The organism is Pseudobdellovibrionaceae bacterium (assembly GCA_023954155.1).
GTDB lineage: Bacteria > Bdellovibrionota > Bdellovibrionia > Bdellovibrionales > UBA1609 > JAMLIO01.
In genome coordinates this window covers 98,880-117,372 of the sequence record JAMLIO010000008.1, presented here as the reverse complement: position 1 = coordinate 117,372, position 18,493 = coordinate 98,880, and the positions used below count along the sequence as shown (strand labels likewise).

17 protein-coding genes are annotated in these 18,493 nt (G+C 40.1%); 10 read left to right on the top strand and 7 right to left on the bottom strand.

What is annotated here, in order from left to right:
* The 6 genes from M9899_10030 to M9899_10005 all read right to left on the bottom strand — a co-directional run bounded on the left by M9899_10030 (nt 1) and on the right by M9899_10005 (nt 4,579).
* On the bottom strand, nt 1-237 hold the full coding sequence (locus M9899_10030; GenBank protein MCO5114498.1) for a hypothetical protein: 237 nt from the start codon (nt 235-237) through the stop codon (nt 1-3).
* On the bottom strand, nt 209-697 hold the full coding sequence (locus M9899_10025; GenBank protein ID MCO5114497.1) for a hypothetical protein: 489 nt from the start codon (nt 695-697) through the stop codon (nt 209-211). Before M9899_10025 ends, M9899_10030 begins: the two co-directional genes overlap by 29 nt.
* Nucleotides 698-902: 205 nt before the next feature.
* Complete coding sequence (locus M9899_10020) at nt 903-1,277, bottom strand: hypothetical protein (protein MCO5114496.1); 375 nt, start codon at nt 1,275-1,277, stop codon at nt 903-905.
* A 147-nt stretch (nt 1,278-1,424) separates the two neighbouring features.
* Nucleotides 1,425-2,663 (bottom strand): PQQ-like beta-propeller repeat protein, encoded by a 1,239-nt coding sequence (locus tag M9899_10015; GenBank protein ID MCO5114495.1) that lies wholly within the window; start codon nt 2,661-2,663, stop codon nt 1,425-1,427.
* A gap of 20 nt (nt 2,664-2,683) precedes the next feature.
* Nucleotides 2,684-3,457, bottom strand: coding sequence for a tetratricopeptide repeat protein (locus M9899_10010; GenBank protein ID MCO5114494.1), 774 nt, complete (start codon nt 3,455-3,457; stop codon nt 2,684-2,686).
* A 3-nt stretch (nt 3,458-3,460) separates the two neighbouring features.
* Nucleotides 3,461-4,579: a leucine dehydrogenase gene (locus M9899_10005; protein ID MCO5114493.1), complete on the bottom strand. Its 1,119-nt coding sequence runs from the start codon at nt 4,577-4,579 to the stop codon at nt 3,461-3,463.
* A 158-nt stretch (nt 4,580-4,737) separates the two neighbouring features.
* Between M9899_10005 and M9899_10000 the strand changes: the two genes are divergently transcribed.
* From M9899_10000 to M9899_09990, 3 genes are all read left to right on the top strand, one after another.
* On the top strand, nt 4,738-6,282 hold the full coding sequence (locus M9899_10000; GenBank protein MCO5114492.1) for a hypothetical protein: 1,545 nt from the start codon (nt 4,738-4,740) through the stop codon (nt 6,280-6,282).
* Nucleotides 6,283-6,693: 411 nt separating this feature from the next.
* The gene (locus M9899_09995; protein MCO5114491.1) at nt 6,694-7,200 is read left to right on the top strand and encodes a hypothetical protein; all 507 of its coding nucleotides are present in this window, start codon (nt 6,694-6,696) and stop codon (nt 7,198-7,200) included.
* A gap of 204 nt (nt 7,201-7,404) precedes the next feature.
* Nucleotides 7,405-7,743, top strand: coding sequence for a hypothetical protein (locus M9899_09990; protein MCO5114490.1), 339 nt, complete (start codon nt 7,405-7,407; stop codon nt 7,741-7,743).
* Here the strand turns inward: M9899_09990 and M9899_09985 are convergent.
* Nucleotides 7,723-8,217, bottom strand: coding sequence for a hypothetical protein (locus M9899_09985; protein ID MCO5114489.1), 495 nt, complete (start codon nt 8,215-8,217; stop codon nt 7,723-7,725). The genes M9899_09990 and M9899_09985 overlap by 21 nt on opposite strands.
* A 509-nt stretch (nt 8,218-8,726) precedes the next feature.
* On the opposite strand from M9899_09985, the gene M9899_09980 reads away from it, so the two are divergent.
* The 7 genes from M9899_09980 to M9899_09950 all read left to right on the top strand — a co-directional run bounded on the left by M9899_09980 (nt 8,727) and on the right by M9899_09950 (nt 18,246).
* Nucleotides 8,727-9,260, top strand: a complete 534-nt coding sequence (locus M9899_09980; protein ID MCO5114488.1) for a site-specific integrase — start codon at nt 8,727-8,729, stop codon at nt 9,258-9,260.
* Nucleotides 9,261-9,517: 257 nt separating this feature from the next.
* Nucleotides 9,518-13,507: a hypothetical protein gene (locus M9899_09975; protein ID MCO5114487.1), complete on the top strand. Its 3,990-nt coding sequence runs from the start codon at nt 9,518-9,520 to the stop codon at nt 13,505-13,507.
* Between the two features lie 79 nt (nt 13,508-13,586).
* A complete protein-coding gene (locus tag M9899_09970) occupies nt 13,587-14,210 on the top strand; it encodes a hypothetical protein (GenBank protein MCO5114486.1) in 624 nt (207 codons plus the stop codon).
* Between the two features lie 327 nt (nt 14,211-14,537).
* Nucleotides 14,538-15,032: a hypothetical protein gene (locus tag M9899_09965; protein ID MCO5114485.1), complete on the top strand. Its 495-nt coding sequence runs from the start codon at nt 14,538-14,540 to the stop codon at nt 15,030-15,032.
* Between the two features lie 100 nt (nt 15,033-15,132).
* On the top strand, nt 15,133-16,656 hold the full coding sequence (locus M9899_09960; protein ID MCO5114484.1) for an ABC transporter substrate-binding protein: 1,524 nt from the start codon (nt 15,133-15,135) through the stop codon (nt 16,654-16,656).
* A 30-nt stretch (nt 16,657-16,686) separates the two neighbouring features.
* Complete coding sequence (locus M9899_09955; protein ID MCO5114483.1) at nt 16,687-17,433, top strand: SDR family oxidoreductase; 747 nt, start codon at nt 16,687-16,689, stop codon at nt 17,431-17,433.
* 57 nt (nt 17,434-17,490) lie between these two features.
* Nucleotides 17,491-18,246, top strand: coding sequence for a pseudouridine synthase (locus M9899_09950; GenBank protein ID MCO5114482.1), 756 nt, complete (start codon nt 17,491-17,493; stop codon nt 18,244-18,246).
* Nucleotides 18,247-18,493: the final 247 nt, after the last annotated feature.

The following is an 18,493-nucleotide window of genomic DNA, read 5'->3' as shown; positions in this document are numbered from 1 at the left end:
TCATTTCGTAGGATGTGTAAGCCCTTCGCGGATGTATTCAATGATTAAAGATTGGTATTTTTTCTTCTCAATTTTTGCTTTGGACTTAAGAAGATTTAAAAGGTTAGCAGGAATTCTTATGCTAATAGGGGTGGTGGGCAAATCTTTTTGTTCCATGAGCTGCCTCATGCCTTCTAAGAAGTTTAAAGCCTCTTCAGGGGAAATGTTCTCATTTTTTTGGGGGATGGTTTTTTTCACCGAGCTTTTCCTTTATCAATTTAATATCGAGCTGATCTTTGTCGCGATGAGATTTGAGCTTCATTTTTAAAAGACCTTCTAAAGAAACAACAGAAATTTTACGCCCACTTACAGAGACAGACTCAACATCTAAATCACTCAAATTTTCAGTAATAAGAATATCTACCTGGCGGGAGGGGTTTTGATAATCGACAAAGGACCAAGCCATAAGGTTTCTGTTTTCGATATATTCTTTACGCATTTTAATCACGTCTTGGGCTCGAATAGGTAAACGCGATTTTAAACCTATTTTCATCAAAGCCTTTTCGGCGTGTTCAAAATCTGAAAGCGTAAGATTTAACACAAGGTCCACATCCACAGTGGCTCTTATGATACCGTGTAGGGCCAAAGCGTATCCGCCCACTAGAGCATATTTAAGCCTGTGACTTTTTAATATATCAATGACTTCATAAAGTAACATTGTATTATTGTATATACATGTATATACAAAAGTCAAAGTTTAAGCTTACTTTGTCCCAGATTGAAGCATGACTTTGAACTGGGACATGGACTATGTGAAACATAAGATAAATTATAGGAAACTTGCAAGATCTCTCCAAAAACTCATTTCAAATAAAAAACACACTTCTCTTCATAAAGGCAAAATTAGAGGGCACATTTATATTCTAGAAATCCCAAATTTCGTAGCCTTTAGCTTTTAGGACAGGTAAATCTTTTTTTTCCACTAAAAATAAATAGGCGTTTCCTGTATAGGCACCACAAAACTGAACTCTTTGCTGGCCGTCGTTTTGTTTTTTTGTGTCCCAGACCTTAATGCCTTGGAAGTCTTTGAGCATCTCTTCAGGCTTAGTGCCCGACTCTGGTTCACACTGTTTGGAGTTATCATACTTATACACCCAAATCCGACGATCCACTTCACTTGCGGGGCTAACGACCTTGTCGCCTTCACGTGGACAATGCCCAGTAGCACATCCTACTGCTGCACATGCAAACATAGCAGCTAAAACGTATTGCCATAGATTTAAATTTAAAATTTTCAAAGAAAAAACTCCTTACATACCCTTAAATCATAACACTCACGTTTAAAAATTAAGAAGATTCAAATGATGTGAACACCGTTATCTAGTATTCTAATTCCTGTTGTCGAAAATTCCTCTGGAGTTCCTTCACCACTATTCATAGATCTATTAAAAAGTGTATCTTAAGGAATATACATTTCCAGCATTGGAGCTGAAATACACCACGGAATCTTGTTTGGGATCAGCAACAGGTAATGCCGAAACTCCAGCAAAGGTAGGATATCTATAAGCCTTTCTGGAAACCAAATCGAACACTCCTAATCCCCCTTCTGACAATCCATAAAAAAGCTTTTTATTATAAAAAGCCAGTTGCGTGGCAGGAGAAACAGTTCGAATCACTTGAATCTGCTGGCCATTTTGAGGATTTAAACAGTAGATCTTTTCATCCAGTGAACTCGCGCAGGCTTGTGAGCGGGTTCTTGAGGCAGATGTCGCTACTGGTGATGAACCTCCTCCACTATTTTCGTCTTTTACTGCCCCTGTTTTCCCTTCGGTAGAAGAAAGGCTATCGCCTACAGATGTCGTCTGTGGTCCTTCTTCCTCAATAAGAATAAAATTTGAGGTGACAGCTAAATCTTTTTTCCAAATTACAGAACCATCCAGACCATTTAAGGCATACACCCCATCATCATAACCTCCCACCAGAAGCTTATCTTTATCAAAAATAGTGATGGCAGTAAGGTCACGAAAACGGCTTTGAAAATTCAAACGGCGGCTCCAGCGTTCACGTCCACTGGTTTTTTCTAAAGCCACAATGCTTCCATCAGAAAACCCACTGACAATGAGTGAGCCTAACAGCACAGGAGTGTTGGTGGAACTGACTTGAATGTTTTGTGCGCCACCATGTTTATGGGTCCATATACGCTCACCTGACGACGCTTCAAGGCTGATCATTTCATCATTCTGAGTGTGGATATAAATTCTACCGTTATCAAATACAAAAGGTTTAAATGTGGGATAGTTAATGTCAGTAGACCAAAATAATTTTCCATTGGCCGCATTAAGGGCTATGGCTTTACCATTATAAGTACTGAAAAAGATATAAGACCCTACAGCAATGCCAGGATTAGAAACCCCACCCTCTTCTTTATAAGTCCATTTTTTTAGACCCATCACTTTAGAGTAGGCCACCAGTCCATCTACATTGTTGCCCGCCACAACTAGATCATCAAAAACCAAAGGGTGAAAGACCATATTGTTGTAGTTGCCAGTGTAGCTTTGAGATTTTGTATCTCGAACCCACCGTCGTAAAAAGACATCCTCATTTTTATAAGTCGAAGTGCAGCCCATTTGAGTAAATAGACCAAATATAACCGCAGTAACAATAATGAGCTTACAACTCCACATACTTTAAAGGCTCCCTTAATTTAATTCGTGGCCGCTTCTGCCTTAGACTTTTGGGCCTTTTGATATTGCAACCAACGCATCACTTTTGTGGCTTGGGCACTGACTTCTTTTTTGTCGGCATAAGTATCATGGATATTTTTTAAACTTAAAATGGCGGCATCAGGATCGTTGTCTTTAATCTGTGCCATGCTTAAGTGGTAAGAGGCTTCAGGGTGAACATACGCCCAATTGTCTTGCTTTAAAATGTCCTGAAACACTTTGATGGCCTCAGAGTTTTGTCCTGCTTCCATCAGTGTGGTGCCCTTAAGGAGTAAAGCCAAACCTGAAATGCTGCTTTTTGAATTAGGCTTAAGTTCGTTCATGATATTTACTGCCTGATCGTAAGATTTGATATCATAAAGTTTTGAAACCCACTTGATCGCTAAATTTCTAGCCGCATCAGATTTAGGGTGAGCCTTTACAAAAGCAAGAACCTTAGGTTGAACCTCTTCCACTTTTGCAGGTGTGAGAGAACTCATCATGGGTGTGGGATTTTCTGGATTGTTGGCTTCTGCGGCCGTCATCAGTTCTACAAATTGCTTTTCAATCTCGTAAGCTTCAGCAAAACGTTTTTCTTCAACACTGTTTTGATAAATGCTAAGACCTACAGCAAAGATACAGGCCACGACCACGCCAGTAAAAGCGATCACTAAAGCTGTGGCATTGTTTTCTGCCCATGTCCCAAGGTCTTCAAAGAAATCAATAATTGAAAATTGTTTTTTTACTGTAGGTGTTGGTTTATTCTGTGCTGCCATATACTAGCCCTTCCTTGCTAAAACTTCTTTAAGTGTTGAAAATGGTCTTCCATTACGAGCTTGATGGGTTCTGTGTAAAGCCCCGATAGTCTCAATGCGCTTTTCTGCAAACTTCAACGCTGCTTTTGCGGTAGAGATTCCTTCTTTTTGAGCCATGCTAAAAACATTCATCATATTCTCATACACAGCTTCTACTTTTTCAAAGGCTCTGTCCTTAGAGTAACCTTCTAGCTCCACATACACATTCATCAACCCGCCTGCATTAGCCACAAAGTCAGGGGCATAAAGGATGGATCTTTTTTCTAAAAGTTCACCATGCTCTGCACGCGCTAACACGTTGTTCGCCCCGCCTGAGATCACTTGGCATTGCAAACGATCAATCGTGTCGTCGTTAATCACGGCCCCTAAGGCACAAGGGGCTAAGATGTCACACTTCGAAGTGATGATCTCATCAGGATCCATGTTCTCCACCCCGTACTTATTGCATACGGCTGCGACTTTTGCCGCATCGATATCAGCGACAATCACCTGAGCCTTTTCTTCAACTAAATACTTTACAAGATTACTTCCAACATTTCCCAAACCTTGAACCGCAATTTTAAGACCTTCTAAAGAGTCCTTCCCAAATTTGGTTTTAGCCGAAGCCTTAATCGACATCAAAACACCATACGCTGTATAAGGACTTGGATCACCTGAACCTCCAAGAGCTTCAGGAATTCCTGTCACGTAAGGAGTTTCGCAAAACACATACTCCATATCCTTCACTGTGGTTCCCACATCTTCTGCGGTGATATAATTTCCACCCAGTGAGTTCACAAAAGTCCCAAAGGCTCGAAATAGCCCTTCACTTTTATCTTTTTTAGGGTCACCGATGATCACAGCTTTACCGCCACCTAAGTTTAAACCTGCTGCGGACGCTTTATAGCTCATCCCTGCGGAAAGTCTTAAGACATCCACTAGAGCTTCTTGGTCGTTTTTGTAGGGCCACATCCTTGTTCCACCCAAAGCTGGACCTAAGTTGGTGTTGTGGATGGCAATGATGGCTTTTAACCCCACCTCTTTATTATGGCAAAAAACAACTTTCTCATGACCGCCATTGGCTTCAATCAATTCAAATGACATACCCTCTCCCTTATATGAGGCTCATAATTTCGCTTTAAAATGCAAAATTGGCAAGATGTTATATAGTGTTGCGAAAGTTTAGCCGACACAGTCTTTTTGAGACATTTTAGTCCCCATTCTGTTCAAGCTTAGAGCAAAGTGTACCGAAAAGAGATAAAATGAAGGCCATCTCCACACTCTTACTTTTAAATTTCCTTACAATAGGGTTATTGCCTCATGCGGCATTTTCGCAGAATCAGATCACACCCAGAGTCAATGATGAGTGTAAAAGATGTTGGGTCAATAATGAAACTAGTGATGTAAACAGCCTTTGCCGAAGCGCTTGCTCTGACAGTTGTAATGACACTGTCGAACAAGGTCGCCCTCAAAACGGACAAGTCAACTGTCGTGACTTAGATAAGCTTATGGAGCAATACCAAACCAAAGCTCTACAGTGTACCAAAAGACGCCCTAATGAGATGGAAAACGCCTGCTCCCATGCCCAACTTAATTTGGCCATATCGCACATAGATGCTGCAAAGCGAGCGCATGACAGATGCGAACAAACTTCACCTGAATTTACTGCCTTTAATGAATTGGACTGCGTAAAGACTTACTACTCATGCAAATTGGAGTGTGAGACAGAACGTGTGCATTACCGAGTAAGTGGAAACTATACCATATATGCCAACATGATTGCAGAGCATTCAACTCAAGCCTTTGAACGTGGTTGCGCGCAAAAATGGAGCACACCTGTAGATCGTATAAATAGTTTTGAATCTTTGTTAACCAACTATAATGCTCACAAAAGACAAGCTCTGGCTCAACAGCAATGCCAGCAGCCATCTCCTCCCACGCCAGATCCTCCAGCAAACCCTCCTGATGATGATAAAGAGAAGGATAAGGAAGAGAAAGAAAAGACCAATACAAACCCTGTCACTCAAGGCATGAATACGGTCAATCAATTGGCCCAGATGGCTCAACCCTTTTTGATGCCGCCTACAACAAATTACGCTCCTGGAACTGACTATTCAGTTGCAAAACCCATAGAGCAGTATGGGGCCCAACCTTATCGCAGTGCCTTTGATTCTCCAGATTATTTCAATACAGGCAATACAGGTGAGATGGACTTTGACGAGCCTTTTCTTGATGAAGGTGGCAATGGTCAAGGAGCTAACTTTAAAAACTTCAATAATAACCAAGGTGGCGCAGCACCTAGAGGCGGACAAGGCGGCTCTATGATGGCAGGTGGAATGATGGGGCAAGCTCCAAGTGGAGGTACTCCTCCTGCTTCTTCTGGCCGCACCGTTCGTCGACCTAAAAAGAAAGACAAAACCTTATACAGTAGTAGATCAGAAGGTGAAGGAAGCAGTGGTTCCATCCTTTCTAACGACCCCGCACAACCTGGAACCGTCACTAAGCAAGTCGCCAGAAAAGTAGGTTTTGATCAAAATGGACAACAATTAGATGCTTCATTTGATCCTAGTAAATATGCTCCAAAAATAAATGACGTTTATAATAGAGCTATCAATTCATCTGCGATGCAAAAAGCCATGCGCCGAGCTGCAGGATTTGAAACTATGACCTCTCAGAACTCTAGAGGTTACACCAACTGGCACACGACACACCATATTCATCCAGGACAACTTTCTATATTTAAACAAGTTCGTATTTGTTATATTATGAAGTACTCTTCTTCTACAGGAAGTTGCGGATCTAATTGATAGATTTTTAAAGAGATAGAATAAACTCCCGCTCACACCGCAAACAACTTTTCCCTTTACTTTGCAACACATAAAGTGACTGTAGAGATTGTGCAACACTTATTAAGAAATCAAAATCTTATTCGGTTATTCTATAAAGAAATTCAAAAAGCCCAAAAGAGTAAAAAAAATGACGGTTTGGGTCTGTTATTTTGCTTTTTACAAAGCAATCGTTATATATAGTGTTTATAAAAATCAAATAAACCTAGTTTCTCTATATTTTTGCTGAGTAATTATACAAAAACATAAAATGTCTGTCGATTTATGTACACCGCGCGTAAATCCTATTGACCAAATTGCAAAAGACTAAGACCCTAATTGTGTACAGAACAACAATAATAACAACAAACTAAAACAACAAAGGAGACAACAATGTTGAAAAACGTTTTAGCTTTAATCGTAACTCTAGGATTCTCTGCAAGTGCATTTGCTGGAATCGAAATACAAATCAACGGATCTGGCTTAGGCACAAGCGGCGGTTTCGAAATGTGGGATAACGGCGCTACTGACGGTACAGACTGGAGCCTATCTGGCGAAGCTTACTGGGGTTTAAGCGATAACCTACAAGTAGGTGGTATGCTTGCTCTTGCTGACGGTGACTCTATGGCTGATATGGCTATGTCACTAGGTGTTGCTGCTAGATACAACTTAGATAGCGAGTTAAGAAACTCTATCTTTGTTGGTGGCGGAGTAATTTACACTGACTTCGGACCTGGTGACAGCATCGGTGTTATGGTTCAAGCTGGTAAGAGATTTGCTATTTCTGACACACTTACTTGGACTCCAAACTTAACTGTAGTTCTTAACGTAGCTGGTGACATTGATGAAGGACATGTTATCGCTCTTAACTTACTTTCTTTCTCTGGTTTCTTAGACTAAGCTCTAAGTTCTTAAGAACGAAATTTAAAAGCGACTCCTATGGGGTCGCTTTTTTTATTGCGTTCTGACCCTTTAATTTTGAGATCATCTCTTTCGCCCATAAAAATAATTCATCCTAAGCTTCCAATATTTAGAAATTTACGCCTTTATGGTACCTTCTGACTCATTCAAATGATCCATTTTAAAATAAAATCAGGAGGTTTTATGAAATTTCTAGGTCTTGTATTAGGAACTTTGTTGTCCACAACGGTCTTTGCTGCTGGGACAGACGTTTATATGTGTCTGGAGTCAGGACAAAAAGCGATGTTGATCACCGCCACATTTCAAGAATCTAAAGATTTCAACACACCTAATACAGCTGAAATTACAGAATATGCTCCCGATGAATCTTTTAAAGTCACAAAGTTACAAGGAAAAGAACCAGAACTTGGGTTTCTTCATGCCACAGATGAAGACGGCCACAAACTTGTGATCATCACAAGCATGATTCCTTCCATGACTACAGGTTTAGACATTCGTGTTTTAGTGTGTTCGCCAAATTAAAAACACAGCCATAGCCGCTAAACCCAACGCCAAAATGAAAGACACTTTTTTCATTTTGGCATTTTCTTTTAATAGCAATTCCCTGTCTTTTTGAGCCTTTTCCACCTTCATATCCAGATCAAAAAGTATGGATTTATGCAATTGAAGCTTAGATTCTAACTTTTCAGAAATATGATCTATCTTTCCCGACTTTTCCCTTAATAACTGCAAAGCCAAAGGGTGAGTCTCGGGATATTTATCTAAGATCGCTAAAGCCCACTGCAAAGAACGATAGATATAGGCAGGCGCATCCTGCCCGTCTCTAGTCCACTTGGTCCATGAGGAAGGATCTACCAACAGCATCTGACAGACTTTACGACGGCTTAAGCCTAAGGCCTGCCTAATATCCTCAAGCGAGCCCACTTCTTTCTTGATCTGTTCTTTTTCGGCGAAATATAACCCCTTAGCTTTGGGTTCGTCTGTTGTGAATTCCATAGTTGTAACCTCTATTTATATATTTCTATTTTCAATTATTTATTGAATAATTCAATAAATATCGTTGAGTATATCAGCAAATCTAGACTCGGCAGATCGTGGATTTATAACTATCTAAAATCGCAACGCTTTTTAATTCTATAGGCGTAGGTACCCTATTTTTTGAAATAACCTATAGCTTATAGTTATAAGCTATATACCTAAAGCACTGAAATATAATAGGTATTTATTTATACTTCGTCTCCTGCATCTCTTTATCGACAAAGGTCGTGCTAAAATTTAGCAAAATGATTTTCACTCGGCAGATTTTTAAATCCTTTTTTTTAATAAATTCACATTTTAATTTTTAAATAGGTAGTAAGGCTCTTTTCATACACGCAATTTTTTAACTGAATCTAAAAGGAGGTCTTTCACATATTTTATGCTAAGTTTTTTTGCACTATAGACATCTCTATAGTCAGGCTTCTGTGGCTAATGATATACTCTAAGAAGCAGCAGGATTTACACACATGAGACAAAAGCCCTACTCTTTAAATAAAGATAAATATCTACTCGATGAAGAGTTTGAGTATTTAATGGGGATTTTGGATCACTTTGAAGCTCAAGACACACGCAACGTTTTATTACTGAAGTTAGCTCTGGCTACGGGCGCTCGAGCCACTGAGCTTTTAAATATAAGGGTCAAAGATTTAGATAAAAAAGAAGGCAGCGTCTATATTTTTGGAATCAAAGGCAGCAACGATCGAGAATTGCCACTTAAAAAAACACTGTTTAATAGTTTGATTCGTCACTGCGAAGACAAGTCCCCGCAAGATTTGGTTTTTGATATCTCCTACCCTAGGCTCATTCAAATTTGGCTGATGTACCGCCCTACTCATAAAAAGTTCCACTCTCTTAGGCACACCTTTGCCATTCGTCTCTATAAAAAAACCCGTGACATTCGTCTGCTTCAAGTGGCTCTTGGGCATCGAAATATTGCCAACACCATGATTTATGCCGACTATGTGTACTCACAACAAGAGCTAAGACGTTTGATTCTTTAACCCTATTTTTTGTTTCTTTTACATAGTCTGTTTTCAAAGAGTTTTCAGCTACTTATATTTATTCCCTCTAGTATTACTTTTATTTGTCCATGCACCTAAAATTTGTCAAAAGTTTTGACAGTTCACTCTCGTCAAAATGCCTTCATTTGCAATTATTTGAACTCCCATAAGGCATGGTTTTAGCAACTAGACATAAAGCTGTGGCTTTAAAAACGACTTTTAAGCCATGAAATGGCTTTGTGATAAGGGAAAATTTAATGAAACATAGACCCTCTCTTCGTCTCAATTTGGTACAGCATGCACTGTGTATGCTTGTTCTTGTTTTGGGTTTTTCTCAAGCCACATTTGCAGCTGAAGAGATCTTCCCCGCAGAAGGTATTGAGCTTTCAAAAACCATCATGCTTGATGCCCAAGCCCAAATCAGTCAATTGCAAAGAGAAGGGCTTAATAATTCCAGAGCCCAAAGTTCTTTGTTGATTCAAGCCTACAATCGACTGGTTAAAGAAGAATTAAAAAAACAAACCCCAGACCACAACAAGATCAATCGCTGGTATATGAACCAAGCTTCACAGATCTTAAATTTAGATGCAGAATCCACAAAGTTTTTCAAACAAAATCTAAGCGCTGTAAATCCAAGTAATCCTTTCTTTTATCGTTCTAAAGATGGGAAAAACTATATGGCCTTCCCACCGCTTAAAAGTGGAAATATCGAACACGGAAGTTTAGTGTCTGTCGAAGAACACTTTAATGCCCATGTTCGTGATGTCAGTGTTTTACAAAACGTTAAAAATTCAGCTAATCCCCAACACGTGCAATTCTTTCCTCGTGAGTATCTGCGCTTCATGAGTGTGTCCTTTGCCGTGACTTGGGAGATGTGCCAAGTCGAGTGGTTTTCTGGAAAGTCGGTTTTATCTTTTGAGTCCTTATACAGAACAAAAACTTTGGGCGAGAAAAAAGACCCTTTATGTGAAGAGCATTTTATCAAAAGTTTACAAGACCCTATCGGCTGGCTGGGATTTTATGGTTTCATCATGACCAACCACGCTTTAGCTCCAAGACTGTCCAACTTCGCGTTTCAAAAACTAGGTGCGGCTTTATCAAATTCTAAAATGCCTTTTTTGCAAAAACAGATTGCATTTTATAAGTTTGTTACAAATATTGCAGCAAATGGTTTAGGTATGGCTGCGGGTTTGACGGTTTCTGATTACATCCATCAACTTAAAGAGAACCAAAACTTAAAAGCTTGCTTTAAAGATATCTCAGCCTCGGGTTGGTTTGGCGGCTACTGTACGGAAGCCTATAAGGACTTTTTGTTGATCAACTCGGCAGCGCAAGACCGCATGATCATCAGTGCAGGCTCTTTGCTTTCAGCCTTTGCCATGAATACAGTAGCGCAAATCCCATTACAGGGTGCTGTGCACGCGGCTCGTGTGGGTGCTTTTGCTGCTAAGCAGGCCATCACCCACGGTGTTCGTGCAGGTATGCATGTGGCCTTAGGCTTGATTCCTTTAGGACCTGCAGGTTGGGTTGCTGGAGCTGTGATCTATGTGGGCAGCACATATCTATTCTTAAGATTTGATCACATGATTTCACCTTATATTGAATCCTGGTGGTACAATTATTCTAAACCACGCGCCATCCGTCATTCGCTAGATAACATGATAGATATTGTGCATCGACAAGAACAGATCAAGTGGGCAAACCCCATCAGCGAGCGCGAAGAAGGCGAATTGTGCCTTAAAGAAAGAATTTCTAACTTCTATGATTATTTAGTTGAGAACAACTATGTCAAACGTGTGTTTGAAGGCAAAGCGAAGTGTGACAATCCCATTTTGTTAGACCAAGCTCTTACAGAATTTTCCTTGGCCATGTCTGAGCATAGAAACTTAAACATTTTAAGTGGTGTCAGCTCTACTATTAGTATTTGGCAAAATAAATGGTCAGGTTTTTATTACAACTATATGGCCTCTATGAAAATGCTAGACCAACTGGCGCAATACCGCAGAGAGCATCGTGAGCGTTTAGGTCCCGTAGACATGGATCAAAAATATGGTTTTGATTTAGCCAAACGTTCTTCTGTTGAAGTTTTTGATGAACTCTTTAATCCTCTTTATGGATTTGAAGCAGAAATCCTAAATGCTAAGGATGCCGTATATGGTAAACATGGTATGGGTGTTGACCACGTGCAACTGGTCAACAACGTCCATGAATGGATTCGAAGCAGCATTGCCACTGCTGATAAAAGATTTGCCAACCGTCCTACAATCACTTGGAAGACCCATCATAAACCTGCTCTGGAAAAACTTCTGGATGTGAGGGACCCACTCTTACTTGCTGAAGGGCTGATCAAACTCCGACACATGATTGAAGGTTCTGGGCACTACGCTACAAAACCTATGACTTCTGTATTAAGACGCGTCTTTACTCCTGTTTTTCCATTTATGAGTGACTATCTAGGAGCAGCCACCGCCCACAGAGTACCCATCAACAAGCACTTTATGGAACTTGAACCCAGTCAACAAGAAGAACTCCTAGTGCTGAGACAGAATGAAAAATGTAAAGGTTCACTTGAAGGTGAGGGTGTGTGTTCTTTAACTCCTGAAGAGATTTTAGATTTAGTGGATTCCTATATTCCAATGATGGACAGTGTGTCTGTAGATTTAGGTTACGATATCTCCTCTGGAGACAGATCCAACATTGATGGCGTGATCGCAAGTGCGGGATATGAATTTCCAAATACCTTTGATCCTAACTGCACCACTTTTAGTTTATTTGGTTCTGACAATCCTACATGTTGGTTTTCTAAGGGGCTTAAAGATGCTAACGGCAATCCTTATAATGCTAGGTTTAAAACTCCACAATTCAGTGATCAAATTTTAGCTCACATGGCTTGTGGGATTTCCAACCGACCTTATTTAAGTACGACAGATGGACCTAAAAACTTTGTAGGCTCTGGGCCTTTATATAATTCAGAAAACTTCTCGGCCGTCTTCACTCCGCCTAATTTACTTAAAGGTGCTCCTGCTTGTAAGTCTATCTCTTATAACTTTGGTGACCTTGAGTTCTCACCTAGCGACACCATGGACTTACACAGAAGTTTAATTCGAGTGAATAATAAAACCTATTACGGTGCTTTAGGGCTCGTCACTGATCCCTCTAACCCTTGGATCATCAGTGACGACATCAATTCTCTTGAAGCTTATTGGAACACTTATGTCTTCCCTACAGCCAAAGAGATCGCTCAAAACTTATATAAACACTACCAAAAAGTGATCATTGATAAATTACTGCCACTCTTTAAACAGGATGATTACTACCTTGATTATAATAATCTCATGAAGGGTAAAGACCAAATTAACCTTTTTGCTAATTTAGATCGTATGGATAATGCTTACGATTATATGGTCAATTGGGTGCCTACGGGATCTTATGGAGACCTGCAATATACTCCAATGTCTCATTATGTGCAGTTTACCTCTAAAAATTTAAGAGAAAGTTTCATCCAACAAGCCCGTTTGTATTTGCAACTGGTACAAAAAGTTTCAGATCTTAGCGACGATAAAGCAGAGAATATTCTTTCGACTTTAAACTTCTACATCACCACCATGCAAAGAACAGCGGTGGATTACACCTTAGAAGGTGATGCTTTTATCCAAGAGATGAAAGTGAAAAAGGCCTACCATGACAACATCATGCAAAAGCGCAGCGAACACCTTACCAATCTGATCAATGAAACCTTTGATGGCATTGGTTCACCCATTGATTGGATCAACAGAGAAGACCGTGCTCGTTTCATGTCTCAGGTGAAAGTGGCAGATGCGCTCACTAAGGTGGATGACCTTGTGGCCATCAGAATCGTAGACTACTTTGTGACTCTGAAAAACGACTCAGATCGCAACCCTGATCCTGCCGATCTTTTCGGTACTAACAACTACCATCTTAAAAATGCTCTCTTATTTGAACCCAAAGATATGGGCGCTCTTGAGCAGTATTTAAGACCCTTATTTTACAAACTTGATAATGATGAGATCACCCCTGATGCCCTTTTTGAACAGCTGTTAAGTGATAATGAAAACGGAGTGATAACACTAGCCGAAGCCTCTACGTCTGACCTGTTTAAGGACTGGTTGGTTCAAAGGCTAAGAGGTGACCTTTTAGGTCTCACTGGAGAGTTAAAAGCGCAATATTTAGACGATTGGATACACGGAAATAAGTTCTACTTGAATAATTTACAACTTGAGCAATAACAGTTTGGCATTTGGCTTGCTTGATTTATTTTACAGAGGAATTTAAAAGATTTCGTATTTTATGAATAGGAGAGGGTATATGATTAAAAAACTAATTATGGTTTGCACAGCGATGACTTTGGCGATTCCTGCTTTTGCAAATCGTGGTGGTGGAATTAAGATTGAGGTTAAGGACCTAAAAAGCGCAGAAAGTCGTGCACGTGTTGCCGATAAAGTCGCCATGACTTTAAGAGACTTAGGCGCGCAAAGAGTGTCTTCCGAAATCAGCCGTGCCATTAACGAGCAATCAGGACGATTCGATGTTCAATCTCAAACTAAGTTTGCCAGATCACTAGAATCTCTTATTGAAGCCGTTAGAGTTCACAACACCAACAAAAACTCAAACATTCAAATTTCTAAAGTTGAAACTTATGTAGAGACGGTTCTTTCTGCAGCGATTGCAATTAAAAACAACTCTACACAAAACGCAAAGACCCAAGAGATTGCTGATCTTATGTTTTCTTTCATAGGCTCTCGCTTAAAAGAAAAATTAGAAAATGAAAATCTTGAGTACAGCTTAAACAAAATGCAAAAAGCAGCGGAGATTGTTTTAACTTCAAACTTAAGCAAACGTAGTATTGATGAAAAAGAGATCGAAACAATTTATGCAGAATTACTAACTCTGTTTAAATCTAAATCATTACTCGAAGTAGAAAACTGCTAATTACCCTAGATATAAAAAAGGCGATGTGAAGCATCCGTGCTTCAAGCGTCCTTCTGGTCAACATCGCCCCCCCACTTATATTCTAAGAAATTGCATGAAAAAAATGCAAGGTCTTCTTTCAAATAAGTCTAATTGCTTTAGACTCCAGACTAGAGGCCAGTCTAGCGCATGAAACTAAGCGTCAATTGCCTCAAAATAAGACACTACCCCCTTTTTTCTTTGATTTGAGCCCTACGCCTCCCTACTGAAACGTCCCAATACCCTCAATTTCATCTTCTATTTTACCGATAAAGTAGTGTGGTAAATCATAGTTTGAACCGCCTTTTTATGTGTACCTTTATCCTTTCCCTTTTGGGGGGAATCATAGGCTGTGATGTGTACCAAGAGGGCTATAGCTTAAATACGGATATCAGCGAATGTGAGGCCAGTGGGGCTGAGTGTGAGTCTGCTACAGGTGCTGGGCTCCTAGGTATCTTTATCGCAGGGAATGACCCCCATGTGATCAATAGAGCCGCGGCCCGACGCTTTGACATCAATGGCTTATGTAACGAAGGCGACTTTCCCGAAAATTATATCGAATGGTCTCTATTTCACACAGAAAGCTCGTATCCTGTTCATACCAGTCAAAGAATCTTTAATGGCTGTAAAAGCGGTCGATTCCGTTTTCAAGTGGACATCACAGGGGCCTATCCTTCAGGCGATCCTCGTTATAATCAGCAGCACACCCTTGTGATTGCTGTGATTGGTCGGGATATCAACGGTACAGAATACAGAAATACTCTGGCTGGCCAAAAAGAGATCAAACTACACGCCTTTGAATAGCCAAATACATATTCCATCTTAAACCTATGTACGCCTACCACTTCAAGGGCATGCACTTTTTTGAATAGCCAATAACATAATTCCATCTTAAAACCCTACTATGATTAAGTATCTTGCTGTGATTTGTTTTACCGTGTTTGTGGCAACCGCTTGTTCCAAGAACACTCATCTCACTCAAAAGGATTTGGGGTTCCGCTATCATATCCCTGTAACCCCCCTTACCTTTGATCCCATTTTACAAAAAGGCACCTCCTCTTGGTTTTTGCTCAATCATCTTTTTCGCCCTTTGGTCAGCATAGATGCTGGGGACCAGCTTTATTTCAATGCCGCTAAAGAATGTGTATGGACTTCACAAAACCTTTTTACATGCACCCTCAAAGACCACCTCAAATTCCAAGATGGAACCCCTATCACTTCCAAGCATTTTAAATATTCCTTTGAACTTGCCTTTGAACAGGTCACTGAAACTTCGGGATTTTTCCTTAATCTTAAAAATCAAGACCCACATCTCGACATTCTCACACCTGATGACAAGACCCTGCAATTCGCATTTAAAACATATTCCCCTCAAGACATTTACCTGTTAGCCAAAACTGAATTTTCTCCTCGTCCACAAAAAATGTTTTACAAGAAACCTGAAGAGCTGATCTCGTCGGGGTCCTATAAAGTTCTAAGTTATAAGAAAGGACAGCATGTCACTCTGACCGCAAATACCATCAACAATGAAGTTTTTAACTCTAGTCCCCGCCCCAACGTGACCGTTTATTTTATTGAGGATGAAGGAACGGCCATTAGAATGTTTGAGTCGCAAAAGTTAGATTTTATTAAAAATGTCCCTCGCGCATTTTTTAATAAATACAAAGAGCAGCTCCACTTTCAAACCATGATGCGTATGGATGGCATTGGTCTCTCTAAGACTGTGGATAATATGGACCTCAAAAAAGCTCTTAGCTACTCCCTCAACTTTTCTGAACTGCAAACCATTTATAAGTCCAAGGGCCTCCCTGGATGTCCTGCTTTGCCCAGCAAGTTTTATAAGTCCTCACCTTCTTCTGAAGCGTCAGAACACTGTTACACTTTTGATCTTAAAAAAGCCCAAGCCCATTACGATAAAGTCCCTTCAGCACTCAAAACTAAGGCCTTCACTCTTAACTTTTCTGAGGTCGGCGGCACAGACATCCAAAAAGGCATGGAGTGGATCGCCTATCAGTGGAAAAAGCATTTAGGCTTAGAGGTCAGAATCCTTCCTCTGGAGTCGGGGCAATTTTTTCAAAAAATCAGAGACAGAAACTTTGAAATCATCCGAAAAGGTCTTCCTTTGCTGACCCCTACATGCGCTGAAGCTCTGGAGTCTTTTACATCAGATTCTGTAAATAACTTTACTGAAATTCAAAACACCAAATTAGACCAAATTGTAAAACAACTTAAGATTTTATCCTTAGATCAGAGGCAAAAACAGCAAGATCTGTGCTCAAAAGGTCTAATGGAATTAAAAAAAACCTACTCCTTTATTCCCCTTGGTGAAATGTACTTTGCCTTTCTGTCCAACGGTAGATATAAAAACTGGAGTATCAATTCGTTTAATATGTTAAATTTAGAAGAGCTTTCGACCCACAATGACTAAAACTCCACAATCAAACAGAAGGACACCTCTATGAATACTAAACTTGCCATTATTACAGGAGCCAGCTCGGGTATTGGCCACGCTATAGCACAGGCCCTACATCCTTTAGGATACCATCTTGTTCTTTTGGGAAGAAACACTGAGCGTCTTAAAAGCGTATCTACGTCTTTACCTGGCAGCGAATACTACCAATGTGATTTAGATGATGTAGATCAAGTGACCAAAATCAGCAGCAGTCTGGCTGGTAGCTTTAAAGACAAAAATTTTAATAGAGTGGTTTTAGTGAACAACGCAGGTGTTGTTTCTCGAATGCCTTTTTCTGAAAACTCAATGGAAGAATGGCAAAGACAGTTTCAGGTCAACCTCTTCTCCCCTGCTATTCTCACTCAAGGTCTTCTGCCTTTTTTAAAAGACCAAAAAGAAGCAAGGATCATTAACATCTCTTCCTCTTTAGGATTAAGACCCATCCCTAATACCTCCATTTATTCGGCGTCCAAAGCCGCATTAAACTCATTAACACAAGCTTTGGCTCTTGAACTGGCTCCTTTAAAAATTCCTGTCAATGCCATCTGTCCTGGTATTGTGGAAACTCCAATCCAAGAGTTTTATCAAACAGAAGATGCAAAACTCAGAGAGCAACTCAACGCCGCTCAACCTATAGGGCGTATTGGACAGCCTGAAGACATTGCTAAAGTGGTCTGCTTTTATGCTGAAAATGCTAGTGAGTGGATCACTGGAACTCTAGTGCCTGTGGATGGAGGCATCTTACTGGTATGAGTAAAGGTCAAATTTTTCCACGCATCATCGAGCTGTTAGATAGAGGTCCCTGTTTTTATGGATAAGGTGCGCATCTCTAAACTTTTTTCTGAGAAGCAGATTGCATCCCGTCGAACCACAGAAAAGTGGGTGGAAAATCAATGGATCTCTGTAGATGGTGAAATCTTAAAATCTCCTGGACAAGTTATTGATCCTCGCTCTTTGATCTTAGTCAACGTTAAGGCCCAACATGAAATCTCTGACCAGGTGACTGTGATTTTAAATAAACCTCCTGGATTTGTATCCACCTTTAATGATCCCAAGTACGCCCACGCTTTATCGCTGATCCAGAAAAAGAACTTCTACACTCCTAAAGATGCAGACACTTCCAGCTATTCCCTTTCTTATAAAGAATTTGACCCTGTAAAGCTTGGACCTGCAGGACGACTAGATGCTCCTTCAAGAGGCTTAATGCTTTACACGCAAGACGGAACTTTAGCTAAAAAAATTATTGGTGAAGCCTCAGAAATTGATAAAGAGTATATTGTAAAAGTCAGGGGTTCTATTACTCCTGATAAACTTAAAAAATTGGGGTTTGGTTTAAGCTTAGATGGTCAAAAGTTAAAACCAGCTGAAGTCACTTTGGTGAATAAGGACCAAAAAATATTACGTTTCATTCTTCGTGAAGGAAAAAATCGTCAAATTCGCAGAATGTGCCAGCTCGTGGATTTACAAGTCATAGATCTTTTACGGGTGCGCATCGGGAAATTACATCTGAACGACCTACCTGAAGGCAAATGGCAATTTTTAGATCCCAACACACACACGATCTAGTTTAACAAGGCCCTAACTTCCCCTTCTCTGTAACGTCAAAGTTTAAATCTCTTAGAACGTCAAGAGTAATAAATTATAATTGATCACTTGCCCGCTTTAAAAAAGCTGTCCAAGTCTTAAACACCCGCTCTAAAGACTGTTAATGATTCTGTTTACATCTAGAGCTTAAATTCAAAATACACTGTAAATCCCCATCAAATAAAATATATGTCATTTCAATGACTCATTTTGAGATCAAAAATTCAGT